Raw genomic sequence first — 17,654 nt, forward strand, 5'->3', positions numbered from 1 at the left:
AACTCTAATATTGTTATTAAGTTAAATTGTTTATAAAAGTACACAAAGCTGTGCAGTTTTACTTTGCATGAGCTGAAAGATGAAAGAAGTTGCAAGACGGAACCACCGTCCCCATGTCTTCGGCTATAATGGGTTCCCCTTAATATTATAAAATTATCAACATTAAATTTTAACAGAGCCTATATTTTAAGGCGTAAACTAATTTCGGGAAGTAAGAGAACCGCCCCCTTGCTTCTGATCGATACGTGAAATTGAGCGAGCAACAGGAATATTGCGAGGTGTAATAGCAAAAGTGTGACAAATAGGAACGTCCCTGTTGTCACCCATTGATAAGAAACCTGAAACAGAACATTGCTCTGGTAAAATAATGCATATAATGTAAAAATATAGCAGGATTTAGTATTTGTGAAAGAGAAGCTACCATGAATCTACCTTGTTAGTAGATTCATGGTAGCTTCTCTTAGATTTGCAATAGTGGTGAAATATAACCTGTCTCTTTTAAAGGCACAAGTCACAAGGGGAAATGGAGGTATAAGCATGAAAAATATTGATATGGTCGTTGAGGGAGATATTTTAACAATAAAGGTAGATTTATCACAGCGTTTTGGCAAGTCAAGTAGTGGCAAATCAATTATTATTGCCAGCACAGAGGGGAATCAATCTATACCTAGTAATGATGATATAAAGATTGGATTAAATATCTATACGAAATAATAATGGGGATGGAGGTGGTGTCAGGCAATAAGGGAGTTGTTGAAAGAAGTTGCAAGACAAAACCTCCGTCCCCGCGTCTTGTGACGAAAGAAGACTGGCTATCGATACATCAAATTGAGCGAGCAACAGGAATATCGCGATGTTTAATAGCAAAAGGGTTACGAAAAAGAACGACCCTTTTGTCCTCCGAAAGTTATTTCTTGACAGGGGGCGTTTTTATGGGGAATCAGGAAATTATTGAACGAATTAAAAATGAATTTGCAAATTTTAAAGCAAGCGGAAATATGAGTGTTTCAGTGGATTCGGTTCTTACCTATCTTGACGTACTTGAAAAAGATATATCACATAATGTTCAAGATAAAGAAACACAACGTTTTTTAACACAACTAGCACACGAAAGAAAAATAGAACTTTGCAAAGTAGATAATCAAGTCAGGATCGCTAATGTGGATCGCTTGGAAGAATGCCAAAGGCTTATGCTTAAATCGGCAATTGAGATAGGTCAGAACGCATTAAAGTATGTAATGCTCATTAATGGTGGCGCAGGTGTTGCGATGCTTGCTTTTGCAGGAAATATTTTATCAAAAGGCTCTGCAATTAATTGCTTTTTAATCTGGAGCCTTACATCCTTTGCGGTAGGCGTATTGGCTGCTGCCGTTTCTAGTGGTGCAGGATATTTTAGTCAATGCTACTATTCTTGTTCGTATGAAAAGCAAAAAAATAAGTTGGTTGACATTATAAATACAGGAAAGAATGATGGTAAAGCTACATCAGATTTTGATAGTGGTTCCGATGAAAAGAACGGAAATTGGTGGCGTAATGCGGCTATAGGCGCGGCAGTTTTAGGATATGTACTTTTCTTGTTTGGTGTTATTACTGCATATAACGGCTTAAAAATCTGATAAATCCTACAATAAGATGCGAGTTAATAAAGGATGGTGTGTTTATGGGAGATAATAAATTCAGCGTTCTTTATTTGTGCGTTCAAGAGCCAAATATAATTACTTTTTAAAAAGCATTGCTTTTATATGACGAAATAAATTTTATTGACAGACCGTCGATACAAATTAAGGTGTCAATCACCCCGTGCCCTTGACACCAATAAGACGCATCTAACGTCCCCGCGTCTTATAGTCAGGGTGGAATAAGTTTTAGGAGGACAAAATATGCCGGATAAAAAAACAAAATCTCCCTACGAGTTATTAAGAAGTAAAGCAATTCTTTCAATTCTTGATGGAGACACACAATTCGGCGAGATCGACGATGTAAAAATATCAATGCCATATTTGAGTGGGCCTATAATTGTAGATATTTCACAACAGTTTGGGTTATCAGCTACATATGGATGGAGTGGTGGAGCACAAAGCAGATGGGCTTACTTGGATGACCTTATTGTTCATTGTATTGCTAACAATAGGGGTGGTGACCTATTGTCATATCTGTTTTTCAAACAACAATTTGAAGAAAAGCTAAGAGGGAAATCCCCTGAGCAGATAGATGATATTTACAACCATATTACTAACACTATAATAGAGCAGATTAATGGTGCCCTTTATTTTGGTGGTAATAAGCTTGTCATCAGCAATAAAAAGTTTTTCATTGTACCTATAAATGGTACCGTAGAGATTACAGCGCCTGCAGTAAAAAACATCGACCGAGATTATATAAAAGACATATCTGATAGAGCCATGCAAGATGTCGTAAGTAAAAATTATGATAGTGCAATTACAAAATCCAGAACATTGTTGGAAGAAGTATTTTGCTATGTCATTGAAAAGAAAAATGAAACACCATCAGGCTCTGGAGATATTGGAAAATTGTATAAACAAGTTAAGGATTTATACAATATGCATACAGATAAAGATATTGATAGAAGAATTAATTCCCTGCTCTCTGGTTTGGAAAAAATTGTTTTATCTATTGCGGAAATGCGTAATTCAAACAGTGATGCCCATGGTGTAGGAAATCGAAGAATAAACATTGCCGAGCATCATGCAAGACTTCTTGTAAACTCGGCAATGACAATGGCTGAATTTGTTCTATCCATTGGAAGCAAAACCCAACAAAATGATGCATTAAGCTAGTCTTTTAATGTACATAATCTTTACCTAACCATTGATACCCTCTTTCCTATTTACAGAAAAATTTTCGAATTATAAAAGAAGCAGGAAAATCGATTCACGATTCTTCCTGCTTCTTTTTTTGTTTTATATCCCAAAAGATAATGTCAAGCGATGCTTTAATTTTGGCTTTATCTTCTTTGGTCAGCAACATACCGTCTAGTGAGACTTCTGGCTGGTCAAGAAATTTAATTAAGTCCTTATGTGTCGTCGTTTCGTTAGTTGAAGAAAGAAGCGTAATGTTATCACGGCCTATTAAATAATCAGTAGTTGTATTATAAAAATCTGCAAGACGCCGAAGTGTATCAGTATCTATATCACGTCTGTTTGTTTCATATAGAGCAATTCGTGAACGAGAAATATTTAGTAATTTTGCCGCTTCTTCTTGTGTTAAATCTTTTGCATTTCTCAGTTGTGATAAGCGCTCTCCTAGTGACAAATAAATCACCTCTCTAAGAAATATTATATGTTACAAGAAGAAACAATTGTATATTTGTTTCAGAAAGTAATAATTATTATTGACAGTTTCAAAATGAAACTTTATAATGGAGTTGCAAATGTTTCAAAGTGAAATAATTGGGGGGCGTGCATATGCGCAAATCATTAGTTATGCTAAGAAAAAGTAAAGGCATTACTCAAGCGGAAGTTGCTGAATCTATTGGTATTTCTCGGAGTTTTTATGCATTAATAGAATCAGGTTTCCGGTGTCCTACTTATCGAATAGCAAAGCAATTAGCAATAATATTTGATCATGAAGTAGAAGAACTTTTTTTTGACATTGATGATTTCAAAATGAAACAAATTGATTATGAATTATTAAAATCAAAGTCAATTAGGGAGGTGAAGAATTGTTCTCTAACGCTCAATCATGCCAAGAAAGAAAAGCAACAATTAGAAGTCCTTCCAGTTGAAATCGAAAAGAGATAACTTCATCAAATCTCGTTACCTAGATTATACCAGTAATATTTGTAAAATTCTGCATTTAATTCTCGGAAAGGAGGCTCGCATTTTAGCCACGGTACATATCATCTAGATCTTACATCAAAAAGGAGACGACAAACCATGAAAGTCATAACCCTGGAATCACCGCTAAAAATTGGTATCAAAAAAAACATCCCTATGCCAGAACGCAAGAATGACAATGAAGTTCTCATCAAAGTCCGTGCCTTAGGAATTTGCGGATCAGACATTGGTGCCTATCGGGGTGTTAATCCCACAGTGAGCTATCCCCGGATTATCGGTCATGAGATCGGCGGGGAAGTCGTGGAGATTGGGGAGAACAGTAAGGGGATTGTAGTAGGGGACAGAGTGGTATTAGAACCCTATTTGCCTTGCTATCAGTGCTATCCTTGCAGTATTGGCAGAACCAATTGCTGCGAACAGTTAAAAGTATTAGGAGTGCAGACGGATGGAGGTATGGCGGAGTATGTGTCCCACCCCTTAAATCTGGTGCATGTAGTACCTGCCGAAATGGAATGGCAAGAGGTTGCCATGATTGAGCCCTTGACCATCGCTCTCCATGCCAATCATCGGGCGAGAGTGAAGGAAGGGGAACATGTTCTCATCATCGGGGCGGGAGCCATTGGTTTGTTAGCGGCCCAGGTAGCCATGGTCTATGGAGCGGTTCCCATAGTGTTGGATGTGGAAGAAAAACGTTTAACACTGGCTAAAGAGATTGGCATACCCCATACCCTGCATCCAGCCCAGGGGAATGTGATCCAGCAACTCAGCATCATTACGAAGGGGCGTATGGCAGAAGTTGTGATTGAAGTTTCAGGAGCCAAAGGGGCTATCTTTGGCATGTTTGACTATGTATCTGCCGCAGGAAGAATTGCCTTGGTGGGCTGGCCCAATGGGGAAACTCCCTTGCCTACGGCTGTGATTACCAAGAAGGAACTGGATATCGTAGGCTCCCTCACCAGTGTCAATGAATTCCCCGAGGCCATTGCCTTACTGCAAAAAAAGCGGGTCAAGGTGCATGAGATCATCAGCCGCGTAGTGACCTTCGACGAAATTCCCGATGCCGTCATGAATATGGCTGGCTTTCCCGACAAGTTTGTGAAAGTGGTAGCGGTGCTATAAAGGAAACGGTGAAAGTAGCGAATTGAAAATCAAAGAATCATAGGAGGTTATTAGTATGAAAAAGTTTAACTTTTCAGCCACGAAAGATATCGATGCCGCTGTTCTTCGCCTTGCAGTAGGTTCCGCAACGGTGGCTGCCTTGACCACAGGGGGAATGGTACTGCCTCTCATCGCGGCAACGGGAGTCAGTCCAGAACTCATGGTTCTGGCTACTGGGGCGGGCAGTGTCATGGCGGGGCCACCAAATGACCCAGGATTTTGGATGTTCAAAGAATTCTTCAATCTTTCCGTGCGGGAGACGGTACGATCCTGGTGCGTAATGGAAACCGCCATTTCCTTCATGGGCTTGGCTGGCGTACTCTTGATTAATGCCTTTATCTCGTAATGAATGGATCACAGTAAATTAAATGTACCCTATAGAGTAGACTCTTAAAAAAGTCTACTCTATAGGGTATTTTTATGCATAGTTAGGTTTTGCCCCTTTTGTTTCTTTTCAATTTAAAATGCTGTATTATTATTGTAATGACAATTTTTAGGAGGAGCATATGAAATTTACAATGACGGATAACCCAAAGGAACAGGATATTCAAGAAATATTGAATCATCTTCGTGAATACAATCTCAGTCGCCTTGAATGCAAATTCGTCAAGCCCATCGCAATCTTTGTTACTGATGAAAATGGTAGTAAAATCGGGGGAATTACCGGCGAAACACATGGTAATTGGCTGGAAATCGATTATTTATGGGTGGATGAGAAAGCAAGAGGAGCAAGGGTGGGCTCAAAATTGGTCCGGGATGTTGAAACCGAAGCCCAAAAAAGAGGCTGTACCTATGTATTTCTAAATACATTTAGTTTTCAAGCTAAAGATTTTTATATAAAACTAGGTTACGACGAAGTATTTACCTTGGAGAAATATCCGATCACAGGAAAACGTCATTACTTTGTAAAGCAATTAGCATAATGATACAATTGGATTATACAAAATCTAGAGTACGTTTATATTTGCTATAATGAATATAAACGTTTGATAAGAAGAGGCCGTAACTCTTGTTATAACGTATTTTTTAGTAACGAGATCTAAAGAAAAACTGCCTATATTCAGAACAATATAGGATAATGAGTTGAGTGATAGTACTCTGACTCATTAAAAGGTGAAGGCAAGAGGTGGAAATATGAGCCGTACTAAAATAATTGGTGGAAAAGAGTCTGATATAGAGCAGCTTGCACTCATTTCACTACCCTTGGACCGCGAGTCGAAACCTCGAAAGACTCGAATGAAACCAATCAAAGAAACGAAAAAAGAAGCAGAAGAAGAGTTTGCTCCCGATATCGTATCGAATGAAGACATTCTCACCCTTCGTAGCAATCCCATAACCTATACCGCACAGCAAGAAATCGCTCTAAAGGAAATCGACGCCTTCTTATGCAGTCAAAAAGAATCCAGCTATATTCTTTCTGGTTATGCTGGCACAGGCAAAACAACGATAGCTGAGAACATCGTCAAATATGGGCTATCCCTTAAATACGAATGTATCATCACAGCTCCTACGAACCAAGCGGTTAAGGTCTTGAAGGAAAAATTCGGTGATATCAAAGTCGTTTTTAAGACTCTTCACTCCATCCTCTATGGTTCTCCGGATCCTGATACTGGCGATTGGGTGCCGAGTGTTACCTTTAAGTCTTATCATCTCATTCTCGTAGACGAGGCCTCCATGATTAGCAGAAGTGTTTATAGTGATCTTATCAACGAAATTCGATCCGCGAAGGCAAAAGTCATTTTCTTTGGCGACAGTTTTCAATTAGAACCCGTTGGTGATGATCCAGAAATCCTCCATAACAAAAATTTTGAACTCACCGAGGTAAAACGTCAAGGTGCCAGCAGTGAGATTCTTCTGTATGCAACCTGCCTTAGAAATCTTAAACAGATCATTGTTCCGAACGAGTCCCGGGGAGCAGTGCGAATACTGGGTAAGCAAGCCACGGCCAGAGCCTTTCTCCAGTCAGTCGTTCAAAACGAAGATAGTATCTTCATCATTGGCACGAACAAAGCAAGACTTATCCTCAATCAAAAAGCTCGTCAAGTCAAATTTGGCGAAAATAGCACGGATGAACCCCAAAATGGTGATCGAATCCTCTTTATTGGCAATGGTACACGTTTTATCAATGGCGATCGATTGATACTGGATGAAGTCACCATCATCACCGCCAAGATTTTGCCGATTCGAGGAAACGCTGAGGAGTCTCCTAGCACAGTTCGGGCGTATCTGATTACAAACAATAATCACAAAATCCTTCTCCTCCCCGCCATCGAGAAGTCTTCCGTCTATCATGCCCAGTTCATCGATGTGAAGGAACACTTTCCTGTTGGCTGGTATGATAAAAACGCCATTAGCCGAAAAAATGAACTTTCAAAAGAAGTATCTATCGCCACCTATGGCTATGTGATTACCGCTCATAAAAGCCAAGGCAGTCAATGGGAAAAAGTCTTCGTCCATCAAGACGCTTTTCGCAGTAATCCTAGATGGCTTTACACCGCAGTCACTCGTGCCGAAAAAGAGCTCACACTTACGAGTGAGTCCAGCTCTTATAGAAGAACATGGGATCAGATCACGCAAATAGCCAATCATGTGTACCGGGAGTAGCATGAGTGTGAAAATTGCTATTAACAATGCTGCTGCATTAAGGGAGGAAGAAATGATTGAGATCATCGCAACCACTGTAGAAGATGCAAAAAGAATAGAAGCTTCTGGTGCAGACCGAATCGAGTTGGTCAGTGCGCTAACGGAAGGTGGTCTTACACCGAGTTATGGGCTGATAAAAAAAGTGATAGAAAGTGTAAGGATACCCGTTAATGTAATGATTCGACCCCACGCGAAATCATTCGTATATACAAATGATGAATTGAATGTAATGAAAGAAGATATCTTGATCGCCAAGGACTTAAAGGCAAATGGAGTAGTTCTAGGTACATTGGATAAAAATAATAGAATCTGTGAGAGCTCTCTAGCTAAACTGCTAGAAGTAAGCGGGGATATGGAAGTTACTTTTCATAGAGCCATTGATGAACTGGCTGACCCTGAAAAGGGTGTTATCGTGTTGGCTAAGTATTCACAGATAAAAAGGGTTCTTACTTCAGGCGGTAAAGGAGATATCTTGGATAATCTGCCCAGAATCAAACAAATGATTGCCAATGGGGGATCGCTCCGAGTTTTGGTAGGCGGCGGGTTGAATTTAAGAAATATTGAACAAATTATTACCGAAACTAGGGCTCCAGAGTATCATTTTGGCACAGCCATCCGTGAGAATACTTCTTCTTTTGGGGAAATCAACGCAGAAAAACTGGCATCATTAGTTACGATCGTCAATCAGTTTGGTTGTCATTAGAAAAGGCTTCGCAGGTATACTGCGAAGCCTTTCATTTCTTATGGTGGAGACGGTGGGATTCGAACCCATGACCTCTTGAATGCGAACCAAGCGCTCTCCCAACTGAGCTACGCCCCCAATGATAGTACTATTATACCATATAATTGGAAATATTTGATCAAATAAAATCAATAATTTTCCAATTTATATAATAATGCATTTCAGTCCCAGGTCAAATGATAACGGTTGTTCCGTCAAACTTGGTAATGGCAAAGCCACTAAAATCTTCATTGTAGGTGTTCCTGTAATCCTGCAGGATCCTGATAGCCACCGTCTCACCAAGCTTCATGCCCGCACTGTTGTCAGTACGCCAGTGGATACCGGCAAAATTCCGCCCCATGGCAATATTGACGGCCAGCTTGTTCAATTCCTCACCTACCGTTAAAGGCGACCCTGAATAAGGAAGTAATGTGACTCCGTCAGAACTGGCAACAACTGGAGCGGGGAGCACAAAGCATTCTTTGAAGAACGCCTTCAGTATCGTCACACCTGCCCCGGCAATGGTCGCGTGGCCTGATGGATAGGCAGGATGGGTAGGGCATCCTTCCGGGTAAGCCTGGGGTAACAGGTAGGTGCCGTATTTGTTGAAGACATCGATAACCACCGGGGAATTAAGCAACTCAGGGTTGATCGGATAGTCGGCGGCGCCTGTCTGGCGATTTTGCACACAACCGCCAAACTCCTCAGGGCGGAGCCGACGATGAACCAAGAATTTTTGGAACCAGGCTGCCTCCAGTGCAACCCGCGCTGACCGGACAACAAAATCCAAAATGTGCGGTGAGCCGAAGGTCGCAAAACCAATCTGTGTGGCTGAGTGCAAGTAAGGGTTGCTTAGGGCCAGAGCTTCCGTTCCAAAACTTAGTAGAATCAAACAGGCATTAAGAACAGCCTGGAAGGAAAAGTCCCTATGAACATATTCGCCCAAAGCGCGTCCGTTGTAAATATAGTGTGGCTCAGCACTATATTGAAGTGCATTTGTGGGAACGAATCCGTTTTGGATGTTCAACCATTCTGCATATTCGGTCATGAAGTCGATGCCCGCCACCGGTGTACGGTAACGTTGGGTAATGGTGGTTGCCCCAAAGGGAATATCTTTCCACAGAAACTGGGACATATAGGGTCCCCTCAGGTCTCCTGGGACGTCCAGGCGGAACAAGGTCTTCGGGGTGACCTTTTTGTCTATTTTTGGCCCTCGAAAGCAAGAAAAAGACGTGAGATCAGTAGCAGCAGCCTGGATTAGCGCATTGGTGTCATATTCGCTGAAGGGAACATCCCGGCATAGGGACTGCCAGTATAACTCCGCCATTTCACTGGCAAGGCAAGCGCTGCTGAAGTCAGGCGGCGCGATCATGCCCAAATGATGGCTATCAGGACCCGCCATCTCAAAAGCATAAGCGGCCTGGGGATCAGAGAGCTTGACAATGCCACCCAAAGGTATGACTTCAAATTTTTCTGGGTCACCAGTGGTTAATGCATCAGTCATAGCTTGGTAAGCGCAGAGATCAACCTGGGCGAGTTGATCGTGGGGCAAAGCCTTGGAATAGTTAGCAATCTTAGCAGGAAATAAGCATTCATCGTAGTTACAATGCTGCTCTGGAAGCGGAATGTTTTTTTCGAAACATGCTGCTTCCTGCCGCTTTTGAAATGCTTCTTGACAGCGCTTTTGTGGACTTACAGATTCGATATCACAGGATGCCTCTGAATTTAAGTCTAAACTTGTAGGCATACTACTATTACCATCCATTTTGTACACTCCTCAATCTATAATTTATTTAGTTGGCTATTTTATATTATGAAAAGTAAAGTAACCTGTTCTCACACTGTGGCATATTTTCTTTGCAACATCATTTTTAAAAAACACTTTTTCAGTGGGTTCCTATTGTCTCCTTGTCCTCTTAAAAACGGAATCAACGAAGAATTTGAGGAACGACTCCTGAAAGAAAAAAGGAGGCATTTATAACCTATTCAATAATCTCTTTTTAGTTCTAGGGAAAAAATGGTACAATCTACTTGAAGTTAAGATCACAAACAGGAGGTATAGTATGCAAATCAAAGAAAAAGTTTATAAGGTTCTTACGAGTCACAATTTAATGTACCTTAGCACAGTCGATGAAAAGGGATTCCCCAAGTGTCGCTCCGTTGATTTTGCAATTGGCGAAGATGAGTCAGCTCTTTACTTCGTAACTCATAAAATGTCCAGCAAAGTACAGCAAATTCGGCATAATAGCAATGTGTTTGTAGTTGTTGACCATGATTGTCACTCGATGGGAGAAATGCAAGAACTCGTTTATATACGATCCACTGGCAAAGCATACATTGTGGATACCCCGGAAGAAGCGCAAACAGCTTTTGGCCTTATCATGCAAAAATTTCCGTATCTAAAAGATTTACCTAGTGATCCAAGTGACTTTCTTGTCATTAGGGTTGAGCTAAGTCAGGTCACTGTGTCTGACAATACTGTTCACTTTGGATATACCGAGGAAGTATCGTATAGATAACGCAAATATTAATTCCATCTACTAGGGCTGAATAGTAATACTTTATTTTTGGACTGTCGGATAAGCGAAAATAGTAGACATAACCCTAGCAGTTCTATATGCTGGAGGTGCTTATAATGAGAAAAGTCCGACTGGTAGGTGGGATTGGTTGAGCATCCACGCTGGATTACTACAAAGATCATCGAAAACTTAAATCTCGCCGAAATGTATTTCTATGCCACAATAATTTGGATGATAAGACACAACCAACGTCCCTTGTAAGATGTATGCAACAGCCATATAAGAATAAAATCCGTCTATAGCCTAGCAAAAGTAAAAGGCTGTAGACGGATTTATTTATTTCCTATAAAAAATTAATCCTATATTAATGTTTTTCTGCGATGATTAATAAAGAAATGTTAAATAAATAGGGCAACAAAACAATGACCAGTACTATTAGATGAGGTGCACCGTATGAAAGTAATAGCTGTTGATATTGACAATGTATTGAATAATTTTTCAGATACCTTAGGGCGTGCTACGTTTGTATATAATGATTCCTATGGCTTATCTCGTGAGGAATTTGATACATATCTTGATCTGGTAAAACGTGATGTTTTCCCTGAAAGCAAATTTTTGACGAGTAAGTTTTCCGATTTTCGTTATCGTATACATGAGCAGTGTTATGGCTTGGCACAGGCTAACCCGGACGGAGTAGAGTTTATGCATTGGCTAAAAGAGAATGGTTGGAAAGTCGTTATTTGTACAAAGCGAAATTTGCGTTTGACAGGGGAATGTACGAAAAAGTGGCTGCAAGACAATCACATTCCCTATGATTATTTTTTTATGGCCCTAAATAAAATTGTATTTTGTAAACTATGGGATATACCCCATTTAATTGATGATGATATTTTAAATATTATTCATGGTGAGCAATATGGTATTAAGGTGTATTATCCTATTATGGACAAGCATAGTTCAGTTTTTTCCCATGCAGCAAAAGGATTTACCATATTTGAGGAGATTAAACAATGGATACAAGAGTAGAGCTGCTAGACGTATTTTATCAAACCATGCGTAAGGATAAAGTGAAAATAGAAAATAAGAAGTACGGCTTTGATTTTATCGATGAACTCATTGCCGATGATGTAACGCTGGATTATGGACAGATGGAAAGCAATTTTATCCACAAATACAGGTTGCTCAATGTCTCAGAGTCCCGCAGAAAGAAATTACTGCAAGGACATGTAAATCAAGATTATAATGTTTGCCTATATTTTGATGATACGGCAAATAACACGTTGTGTTTTAATTTGGACAATAACTTTAAAGCCAATAATAATGCGATCATACCGGAGATAGAGCTTGCCGTAGACTACTTACAGCAGCATCTTGGAAAATACGGCATGGAGACGGTTAGTATTAAAAGTGGCCGGGGCTATCACCTGTGGTGTCGTTTTGAAACGCCGATTGCCAATCAGCTGTTATTGGACTTTATGATTCGAATCGCCTCCAAGACATTGGCTTCATTACAGTATAGTAATCATGATTACCGTACCATTAAAATTAATATGAGTCCCAACCCAAAGTTTGTAAAGGTTTTATCACTACGTGCCTTCGGATCAAGGCATATCAGAACCGGTAGTTTTTCGCAGATTCGGACCAAAGACGGTGTCTTACATGAAGAGGATTCCTGGAAGCACTTTAGCGACTATATTAAGAATAAAACCATTTCAGAACAACAATTTATGCGGGCATATAATGAACTGGCAAAAGAAATCCCTTGGTGATTTATAGTATTGCATAGCACTAAGGATGCAAAGACACTTAGTATTCAGAGAGCTGTTTATAAGTTTTGACTCTAGTCTATTTACGTCAGAAAGCAAATTATTACAGTACTAATTGTTTGCAAGACATCAGTCGCCAATTGATGTAGCAATTCATTAATACCCAGTTGCCAACACGAAATCTTCATCGTTTATAAGATAATGGTGCATTGATCCTAAAATGTTTGCCAACGTCGGTAAATAGTCTCTTTAATTATAACGTTTAAGATTAATCGGGGGGAAGGTCATCACCGTATCACGTCTATCTGCGAAAAGTGCTCGAAATAGTTAAAGAATCAACAACCCAAGGAAGGTTGTTGATTCTTTTTATTTAGTTATTACGGATGAAGAAAAAAAGAACAACTGCAAAACGCGGCCTTTAAGCAGTACAAGGTGCATAGTGCTTCTGCTGCTATATTAGTCTTAGGCGATAAATTAGCATACAAAAATGCAGAGAATATTTATTCAGGAATGCTCAGTTTAGGTATTATGGATAAATTAGAGTATGATAGCACAATTCAAGGCATAAACAATCTTTACGAAAGCGGGGGTGAAGAGTTTCAACGTACTGAGGCTATAAGAAATGCTTCTCTTTCGGCTATGATGTTTATGCTAATCGCAAAAGATGAGGGATGGGACACTTGTCCCATGATTGGGTTTGATCCAGAGGAGGTTCGGCGGATTTTTAATATCCCTGAAAAGTAGGAAATGGCTCTCCTTATAACAATGGGGAAAGAGAACACATCAAAACGAAGAATGCGGGGATATAGAAAGCCTATTGGGGAGTTTGTACCTACGATAGCTTTTAACGCCGTTCTAGAAATAACTAACTTTACAGCCTTCGCATAATGGTAGAACATGCGAGGAAATCTAACTGTTAGGTAGATATAAGGGAGGGAAATATATGTTAAACAAATATCCATCGGGGAATCATGGTAAAGCTAACCATGGTTGGTTGAAAAGTCTGTTTCATTTTTCGTTTGCTGAATACTATAACCCAGAGCGCATGAACTTTGGCGTTTTACGGGTGGTTAATGATGATTTAGTCGCGACAAATACGGGATTTGCTATGCATCCCCATCGCGATATGGAAATCGTTTCTTACGTAATCGATGGTGAACTAACCCATGAAGATAGTATGGGTAATAAAAATAACATTTCGCGCGGACATATCCAGTATATGAGTGCGGGAACAGGCGTTGTGCATAGCGAACATAATTTTGGAATCGATCCACTTCGTTTCTTACAGATTTGGATAAATCCTAATCAAACAGGTCTCGAACCATATTATGGCGACTACAAGTTCGACTGGAACTTAAGGAAGAACCGTCTATTGCACATGGTGTCGCCAAAAGCAGGAGGAGCTTCAGTTAAGATTCACTCCGATGCGAGCCTCTATGCTCTCGAATTGGATAAGGGATTGTATATGGACTTCAATGTAGGGGTAGATCGTCAGGTCTATCTGATTCAGATTGAAGGAGCGTCTGACGTAAATGGATTGGTATTAAACGCAAAAGATGCTGCAGAGAGCGTGGAGGAGTCCCTCGTTATCAAGGCGTTAGAAACATCCCATTTGCTAATTGTCGAAATGAAAAAAGCCTAGCGAAATTGTCTCGCTGACATGTACGCATTCGGAAGTAATTTAATTTGCATAGAAAACTTTTATAATTTACATACTAACCTAGAAAGGAGTAGTGATTGTATATGGGAATGTATGATAGGAAGAGTCCGTATATGTTGCCAGAAGAACCTAAGACACAAGCTGTTTGCACCTGCGGTAAGACAGGAAATCCGCCATACTGCGACGGCTCCCACCAAGGAACTGGTAAGGAACCAGCAATTATTCAAATGGAGAAGGGCAAAACTGTTGCTATTTGTGGGTGTGGTAAGTCTGCGAATATTCCTTATTGCGATGGCAGTTGTAGCCGATAGGACTATCTCTTTGGTTTGTGGATTTCAGGTAAGAGTGTACCCGATGGCTTAAGTAATATGACCTCAACCTTTGCGTAATGCGGGGTTGAGGCTTTGTTTTTTTATGTGTCCCTAGGGCAGTGCTTGTTGACTGTCCTGCCCTTATAGCCCTGCAAGTTCGTACATGCAGGTAATAGTGATAGCTTTGGGGGTATTGTCCTATGGCGCTATGGGACAGGTAGGTTCCTTTATTTTTGAATAAATGCAATAAAAAGAGCCATCTCACCCTTGAAAGGTGAGATGGCATAGGCGGCTGCTTTAGACAGATAAGACAGAAACAACGTCCCCTTGTAAGATGCAACAGCCATATAACGGCGCAAAAGAGCCTCAACCTTTGCAAAATGCGAGGGCTGAGACTCTTTTTCTTTTATCCTTTGCACTATGAATTTAGCTATGTCAATATGGCTCAAGAATAATAGAGGATAGTTTGAAACTTCACGATTTTATCGGAAGGGTTTCTATACGTATGTGTTTGGTCAGATTTGAAACGAATTGCGTCACCTGCAGCCAGCGTATAGGTCTCCGATTCCAAGGTTATCTCGAGATCTCCTTCGAAGGACAATACGTATTCTTCAGATCCCCCCACATGACCGGCGGCTTCATGTACGGAATGTGGTGCCATGGTAATCGAAAATATTTCAAAGCCCTTATCGTTATCAAAAGAGAACAACGGAACTAAGGTCATTCCGTCAGTATCTGTTATTGGAGTAATATCGTTTAGCCGTACTAACTCAGTTGCAGGTTGATTTGTATCAATCAGTTTACCAAAGGATACGCGAAGCCCGGAAGCAATCTTCCATAGGGTATTAACAGTCGGATTTGATTCTCCTCGCTCTATCTGTCCAATCATTGCCTTGCTGATTCCCGAAAGTTCGGATAGTTTATCAAGACTAAGTCTCTTTTTACGGCGAAGCTTGGCAAGATTTTCTCCGATTATCGGCGTCAAATCATACATAATAGATCCCTCTCTCTTGTGCGTTATTGTATACAAAAATATGCTATTGCATATTTTTGTATGTTATAATATACTTTTTGTATATTATAACATACTTAATTAAAAGTGAAAATAGGGAGGCGATGTCGGGTTTTAATAAGCTAGATTCAAATTAATTGAATTTTCGTTAAACAGCTAGAATTAAGAAGAAAAGGAGAAAAAGAATATGATTGATAACAAAATTAGTATCAAAGGTGACCCAATAGTAGACATTCAGAGAGGTGCAATGGGACATCGTGCAACCTGGACCGGTTTAACATACACAAAGGCCAGAGAAGCAGGGAAGGCAGAAGAAGCAGAAAAATTCATTCGTGAAGCAATTTCTGAAACTGGTAAGGTCCAAGGCGCCGAAATCAAAGCCAAATGCCAGGAACCGGAAAACGTTTCCTGCTTTGCAGAAACTTTCCTAACTCCGAATGTCGTCAAGACTTTTGAACTTGAATTCAAGACAAAAACTGAGGAAAGAGTGGATGTGGAATTCCATCACTGCCCACTGGTGAAAGCATGGCAGGATTTAGGCTTTGATGATGCAACCTGCGAGAAATTATGCGACATGGCTATGGATGGTGACAGGCGTATTGCTAAGGCCATGGGATTTGGATTCCACTTGGGAGATACCATTGCTAAAGGATGCAAGACTTGTCAGGTATCTTTTTTTAAAAAGGGTAATAAGTAAGCAATGGCTATAGGAGAAAGCTCATGGATAAGATTCAATATGATAATTTTGTTAGGATATTAAAAGAAGAGTTGATTCCAGCTATGGGCTGTACGGAACCGATTGCCATTGCGTTTACAGCCGCGAAGGCAAGAGAGGTCCTTGGACAGATGCCGGAACGGATGGTTATCCGCTGCAGCGGCAATATAATTAAAAATGTTAAGGGCGTTGTCGTACCTAATTCCGGCGGTCAGAAAGGCGTCGAAGTGGCAGGCATTTTAGGCGTTGTCGCAGGAAAGACAGAACTGGAGCTTCAGGTCATCAGCCAGGTAAAACAGGAAGACATCGATAAGGCCAAAATGTTATACAGCCAGGGAATCTGCAGCTGTGAGCTGGAAGAAGGAGAAGAAAATCTTTACATCCGCGCAGAATTGACAGCCGGACAGGAAATGGCAGCTGTGGAAGTCAGAAGCAAGCACAATCACATTGCCAGAATTGAAAAAAATGGTCAGTTGGTATTTGAACAGAATGATATTGCAACTCAAAAGTCTGGGGATAGGTCAAAGCTCAATATTAGGGACATACTCCAGTTTGCCAATGAAGTAAAATTGGATGATGTAAGAGAGATCATCGGTAGACAGATTAGGTACAATTCCGCCATATCAGAAGAAGGCTTAACCAATAAATGGGGGGCCCAGGTGGGACAGACTTTCCTGAAACTTGGCGGTAATGATGTGCGGATCAGGGCAAGAGCGGCAGCGGCGGCAGGCTCTGATGCGAGAATGAATGGTTGTGCCCTCCCGGTAGTCATCAACTCAGGAAGCGGAAACCAGGGGATCACCTGTACGATGCCGGTTGTCGTTTATGCTGAAGATATGGGAGCAGATGTGGATACCCTTTATAGGGCTCTTGTTCTGACAAACCTTTTATCCCTTCATCAGAAACGTTATATTGGAAACCTGTCTGCTTACTGTGGAGCCGTATCAGCCGGAGCATCTGCAGCTTGCGGCATTGCTTATCTGAATGGTGCGGATTATGATGTCATCGGAAAGACCATCATCAATGCTCTGGGGAATGTGGGCGGCATTGTGTGCGATGGGGCCAAGGCTTCGTGCGCAGCAAAAATTTCCAGCGCAGTAGATGCGGGTATCATGGGCTATGAAATGGCAAAAAGCAATCTGGTCTTTCCATTCGGAGAAGGACTTGTGGAAAAAGATTATGAACATACAATCCAGAATATCGGCCGTATGGGCCGCTATGGCATGAAATCCACTGATGTAGAAATCCTTAATATTATGATTGGAAGGTAATTTTCAGATCATAAAACGAGGGTGTTCCAAAAGCATATAAATATAACATATGTTATTGAAAATGCAAGTAGATGGGAGTTC

The 17,654-nt window shown here is 40.6% G+C and carries 19 protein-coding genes, 1 tRNA gene and 1 pseudogene; 17 read left to right on the forward strand and 4 right to left on the reverse strand.

The features are described from left to right. The first annotated feature begins 537 nt into the window (after window positions 1–537). The 3 genes from UFO1_RS25530 (at window position 538) to UFO1_RS23035 (ending at window position 2,798) form a co-directional block, all read left to right on the forward strand. A complete protein-coding gene (locus UFO1_RS25530) occupies window positions 538–714 on the forward strand; it encodes a hypothetical protein (RefSeq protein ID WP_173406237.1) in 177 nt (58 codons plus the stop codon). A 218-nt stretch (window positions 715–932) separates the two neighbouring features. Next, window positions 933–1,616: a hypothetical protein gene (locus UFO1_RS24195; protein WP_051789061.1), complete on the forward strand. Its 684-nt coding sequence runs from the start codon at window positions 933–935 to the stop codon at window positions 1,614–1,616. A 264-nt stretch (window positions 1,617–1,880) separates the two neighbouring features. Then, entirely contained in the window at window positions 1,881–2,798 is a 918-nt protein-coding gene (locus UFO1_RS23035) for an abortive infection family protein (RefSeq protein WP_038674525.1), read from the forward strand. A gap of 94 nt (window positions 2,799–2,892) precedes the next feature. Here UFO1_RS23035 and UFO1_RS23040 read toward each other — a convergent pair whose 3' ends face one another. Next, window positions 2,893–3,273, reverse strand: a complete 381-nt coding sequence (locus UFO1_RS23040) for a helix-turn-helix domain-containing protein (protein WP_038674527.1) — start codon at window positions 3,271–3,273, stop codon at window positions 2,893–2,895. Window positions 3,274–3,425: 152 nt separating this feature from the next. On the opposite strand from UFO1_RS23040, the gene UFO1_RS24660 reads away from it, so the two are divergent. The 6 genes and pseudogenes from UFO1_RS24660 to UFO1_RS23070 all read left to right on the forward strand — a co-directional run bounded on the left by UFO1_RS24660 (window position 3,426) and on the right by UFO1_RS23070 (window position 8,301). Beyond that, on the forward strand, window positions 3,426–3,761 hold the full coding sequence (locus UFO1_RS24660; RefSeq protein ID WP_071842050.1) for a helix-turn-helix transcriptional regulator: 336 nt from the start codon (window positions 3,426–3,428) through the stop codon (window positions 3,759–3,761). Between the two features lie 135 nt (window positions 3,762–3,896). Beyond that, window positions 3,897–4,916, forward strand: a complete 1,020-nt coding sequence (locus UFO1_RS23050) for an alcohol dehydrogenase catalytic domain-containing protein (protein WP_038674529.1) — start codon at window positions 3,897–3,899, stop codon at window positions 4,914–4,916. A 94-nt stretch (window positions 4,917–5,010) separates the two neighbouring features. Beyond that, window positions 5,011–5,301: pseudogene (locus UFO1_RS23055) on the forward strand (gluconate permease); the annotation flags it as partial. 160 nt (window positions 5,302–5,461) lie between these two features. Next, complete coding sequence (locus UFO1_RS23060) at window positions 5,462–5,878, forward strand: GNAT family N-acetyltransferase (protein WP_038674533.1); 417 nt, start codon at window positions 5,462–5,464, stop codon at window positions 5,876–5,878. Between the two features lie 211 nt (window positions 5,879–6,089). Then, complete coding sequence (locus UFO1_RS23065) at window positions 6,090–7,559, forward strand: ATP-dependent RecD-like DNA helicase (RefSeq protein WP_236639286.1); 1,470 nt, start codon at window positions 6,090–6,092, stop codon at window positions 7,557–7,559. A gap of 7 nt (window positions 7,560–7,566) precedes the next feature. Beyond that, the gene (locus tag UFO1_RS23070; protein ID WP_236639287.1) at window positions 7,567–8,301 is read left to right on the forward strand and encodes a copper homeostasis protein CutC; all 735 of its coding nucleotides are present in this window, start codon (window positions 7,567–7,569) and stop codon (window positions 8,299–8,301) included. Between the two features lie 41 nt (window positions 8,302–8,342). Here UFO1_RS23070 and UFO1_RS23075 read toward each other — a convergent pair. Beyond that, window positions 8,343–8,418: transfer RNA gene (locus UFO1_RS23075), tRNA-Ala, on the reverse strand. A 94-nt stretch (window positions 8,419–8,512) separates the two neighbouring features. Next, complete coding sequence (locus UFO1_RS23080; RefSeq protein WP_051789062.1) at window positions 8,513–10,084, reverse strand: vanadium-dependent haloperoxidase; 1,572 nt, start codon at window positions 10,082–10,084, stop codon at window positions 8,513–8,515. A 298-nt stretch (window positions 10,085–10,382) separates the two neighbouring features. Between UFO1_RS23080 and UFO1_RS23085 the strand changes: the two genes are divergently transcribed. The 6 genes from UFO1_RS23085 to UFO1_RS23110 all read left to right on the forward strand — a co-directional run bounded on the left by UFO1_RS23085 (window position 10,383) and on the right by UFO1_RS23110 (window position 14,575). Then, window positions 10,383–10,838, forward strand: coding sequence for a pyridoxamine 5'-phosphate oxidase family protein (locus tag UFO1_RS23085; protein WP_038674535.1), 456 nt, complete (start codon window positions 10,383–10,385; stop codon window positions 10,836–10,838). Between the two features lie 453 nt (window positions 10,839–11,291). Continuing rightward, window positions 11,292–11,864, forward strand: coding sequence for a hypothetical protein (locus UFO1_RS23090; RefSeq protein WP_038674537.1), 573 nt, complete (start codon window positions 11,292–11,294; stop codon window positions 11,862–11,864). Beyond that, the gene (locus tag UFO1_RS23095; protein WP_038674539.1) at window positions 11,849–12,607 is read left to right on the forward strand and encodes a hypothetical protein; all 759 of its coding nucleotides are present in this window, start codon (window positions 11,849–11,851) and stop codon (window positions 12,605–12,607) included. The genes UFO1_RS23090 and UFO1_RS23095 overlap by 16 nt, the downstream gene beginning before the upstream one ends. A gap of 399 nt (window positions 12,608–13,006) precedes the next feature. Next, window positions 13,007–13,348, forward strand: coding sequence for a nitroreductase family protein (locus UFO1_RS25605; protein ID WP_256380556.1), 342 nt, complete (start codon window positions 13,007–13,009; stop codon window positions 13,346–13,348). A gap of 199 nt (window positions 13,349–13,547) precedes the next feature. Further along, on the forward strand, window positions 13,548–14,246 hold the full coding sequence (locus tag UFO1_RS23105; RefSeq protein ID WP_038674541.1) for a pirin family protein: 699 nt from the start codon (window positions 13,548–13,550) through the stop codon (window positions 14,244–14,246). A gap of 101 nt (window positions 14,247–14,347) precedes the next feature. Beyond that, window positions 14,348–14,575, forward strand: a complete 228-nt coding sequence (locus tag UFO1_RS23110) for a CDGSH iron-sulfur domain-containing protein (RefSeq protein ID WP_038674543.1) — start codon at window positions 14,348–14,350, stop codon at window positions 14,573–14,575. 445 nt (window positions 14,576–15,020) lie between these two features. Here the strand turns inward: UFO1_RS23110 and UFO1_RS23115 are convergent, their stop codons facing one another. Continuing rightward, window positions 15,021–15,569: a helix-turn-helix domain-containing protein gene (locus tag UFO1_RS23115; RefSeq protein ID WP_038674545.1), complete on the reverse strand. Its 549-nt coding sequence runs from the start codon at window positions 15,567–15,569 to the stop codon at window positions 15,021–15,023. A gap of 205 nt (window positions 15,570–15,774) precedes the next feature. Here UFO1_RS23115 and UFO1_RS23120 point away from each other — a divergent pair, with 205 nt between their 5' ends. Both UFO1_RS23120 and UFO1_RS23125 read left to right on the forward strand, forming a co-directional pair. Continuing rightward, window positions 15,775–16,284 carry an L-2-amino-thiazoline-4-carboxylic acid hydrolase gene (locus tag UFO1_RS23120; RefSeq protein WP_051789063.1) on the forward strand — a complete coding sequence of 170 codons (510 nt, stop codon included), beginning with the start codon at window positions 15,775–15,777 and terminating at the stop codon, window positions 16,282–16,284. A gap of 23 nt (window positions 16,285–16,307) precedes the next feature. Continuing rightward, window positions 16,308–17,573, forward strand: a complete 1,266-nt coding sequence (locus UFO1_RS23125) for a serine dehydratase subunit alpha family protein (protein WP_038674546.1) — start codon at window positions 16,308–16,310, stop codon at window positions 17,571–17,573. The last annotated feature ends 81 nt before the right edge of the window (window positions 17,574–17,654 follow it).

The sequence above is a fragment of the Pelosinus sp. UFO1 genome (genome assembly GCF_000725345.1).
GTDB lineage: Bacteria > Bacillota > Negativicutes > DSM-13327 > DSM-13327 > Pelosinus.

What these genes read in the sequence shown, in the direction of transcription:
- UFO1_RS23105 (WP_038674541.1), top strand. Translation starts at nt 13,548, where the DNA reads ATGTTAAACAAATATCCATCGGGGAATCATGGTAAAGCTAACCATGGT.
- UFO1_RS23050 (WP_038674529.1), top strand. Translation starts at nt 3,897, where the DNA reads ATGAAAGTCATAACCCTGGAATCACCGCTAAAAATTGGTATCAAAAAA.
- UFO1_RS23065 (WP_236639286.1), top strand. Translation starts at nt 6,090, where the DNA reads ATGAGCCGTACTAAAATAATTGGTGGAAAAGAGTCTGATATAGAGCAG.
- UFO1_RS23035 (WP_038674525.1), top strand. Translation starts at nt 1,881, where the DNA reads ATGCCGGATAAAAAAACAAAATCTCCCTACGAGTTATTAAGAAGTAAA.
- UFO1_RS23090 (WP_038674537.1), top strand. Translation starts at nt 11,292, where the DNA reads ATGAAAGTAATAGCTGTTGATATTGACAATGTATTGAATAATTTTTCA.
- UFO1_RS23060 (WP_038674533.1), top strand. Translation starts at nt 5,462, where the DNA reads ATGAAATTTACAATGACGGATAACCCAAAGGAACAGGATATTCAAGAA.
- UFO1_RS23095 (WP_038674539.1), top strand. Translation starts at nt 11,849, where the DNA reads ATGGATACAAGAGTAGAGCTGCTAGACGTATTTTATCAAACCATGCGT.
- UFO1_RS23125 (WP_038674546.1), top strand. Translation starts at nt 16,308, where the DNA reads ATGGATAAGATTCAATATGATAATTTTGTTAGGATATTAAAAGAAGAG.
- UFO1_RS23110 (WP_038674543.1), top strand. Translation starts at nt 14,348, where the DNA reads ATGGGAATGTATGATAGGAAGAGTCCGTATATGTTGCCAGAAGAACCT.
- UFO1_RS23120 (WP_051789063.1), top strand. Translation starts at nt 15,775, where the DNA reads ATGATTGATAACAAAATTAGTATCAAAGGTGACCCAATAGTAGACATT.
- UFO1_RS23085 (WP_038674535.1), top strand. Translation starts at nt 10,383, where the DNA reads ATGCAAATCAAAGAAAAAGTTTATAAGGTTCTTACGAGTCACAATTTA.
- UFO1_RS24660 (WP_071842050.1), top strand. Translation starts at nt 3,426, where the DNA reads ATGCGCAAATCATTAGTTATGCTAAGAAAAAGTAAAGGCATTACTCAA.
- UFO1_RS23080 (WP_051789062.1), bottom strand. Translation starts at nt 10,084, where the DNA reads ATGGATGGTAATAGTAGTATGCCTACAAGTTTAGACTTAAATTCAGAG.
- UFO1_RS25530 (WP_173406237.1), top strand. Translation starts at nt 538, where the DNA reads ATGAAAAATATTGATATGGTCGTTGAGGGAGATATTTTAACAATAAAG.
- UFO1_RS24195 (WP_051789061.1), top strand. Translation starts at nt 933, where the DNA reads ATGGGGAATCAGGAAATTATTGAACGAATTAAAAATGAATTTGCAAAT.
- UFO1_RS23115 (WP_038674545.1), bottom strand. Translation starts at nt 15,569, where the DNA reads ATGTATGATTTGACGCCGATAATCGGAGAAAATCTTGCCAAGCTTCGC.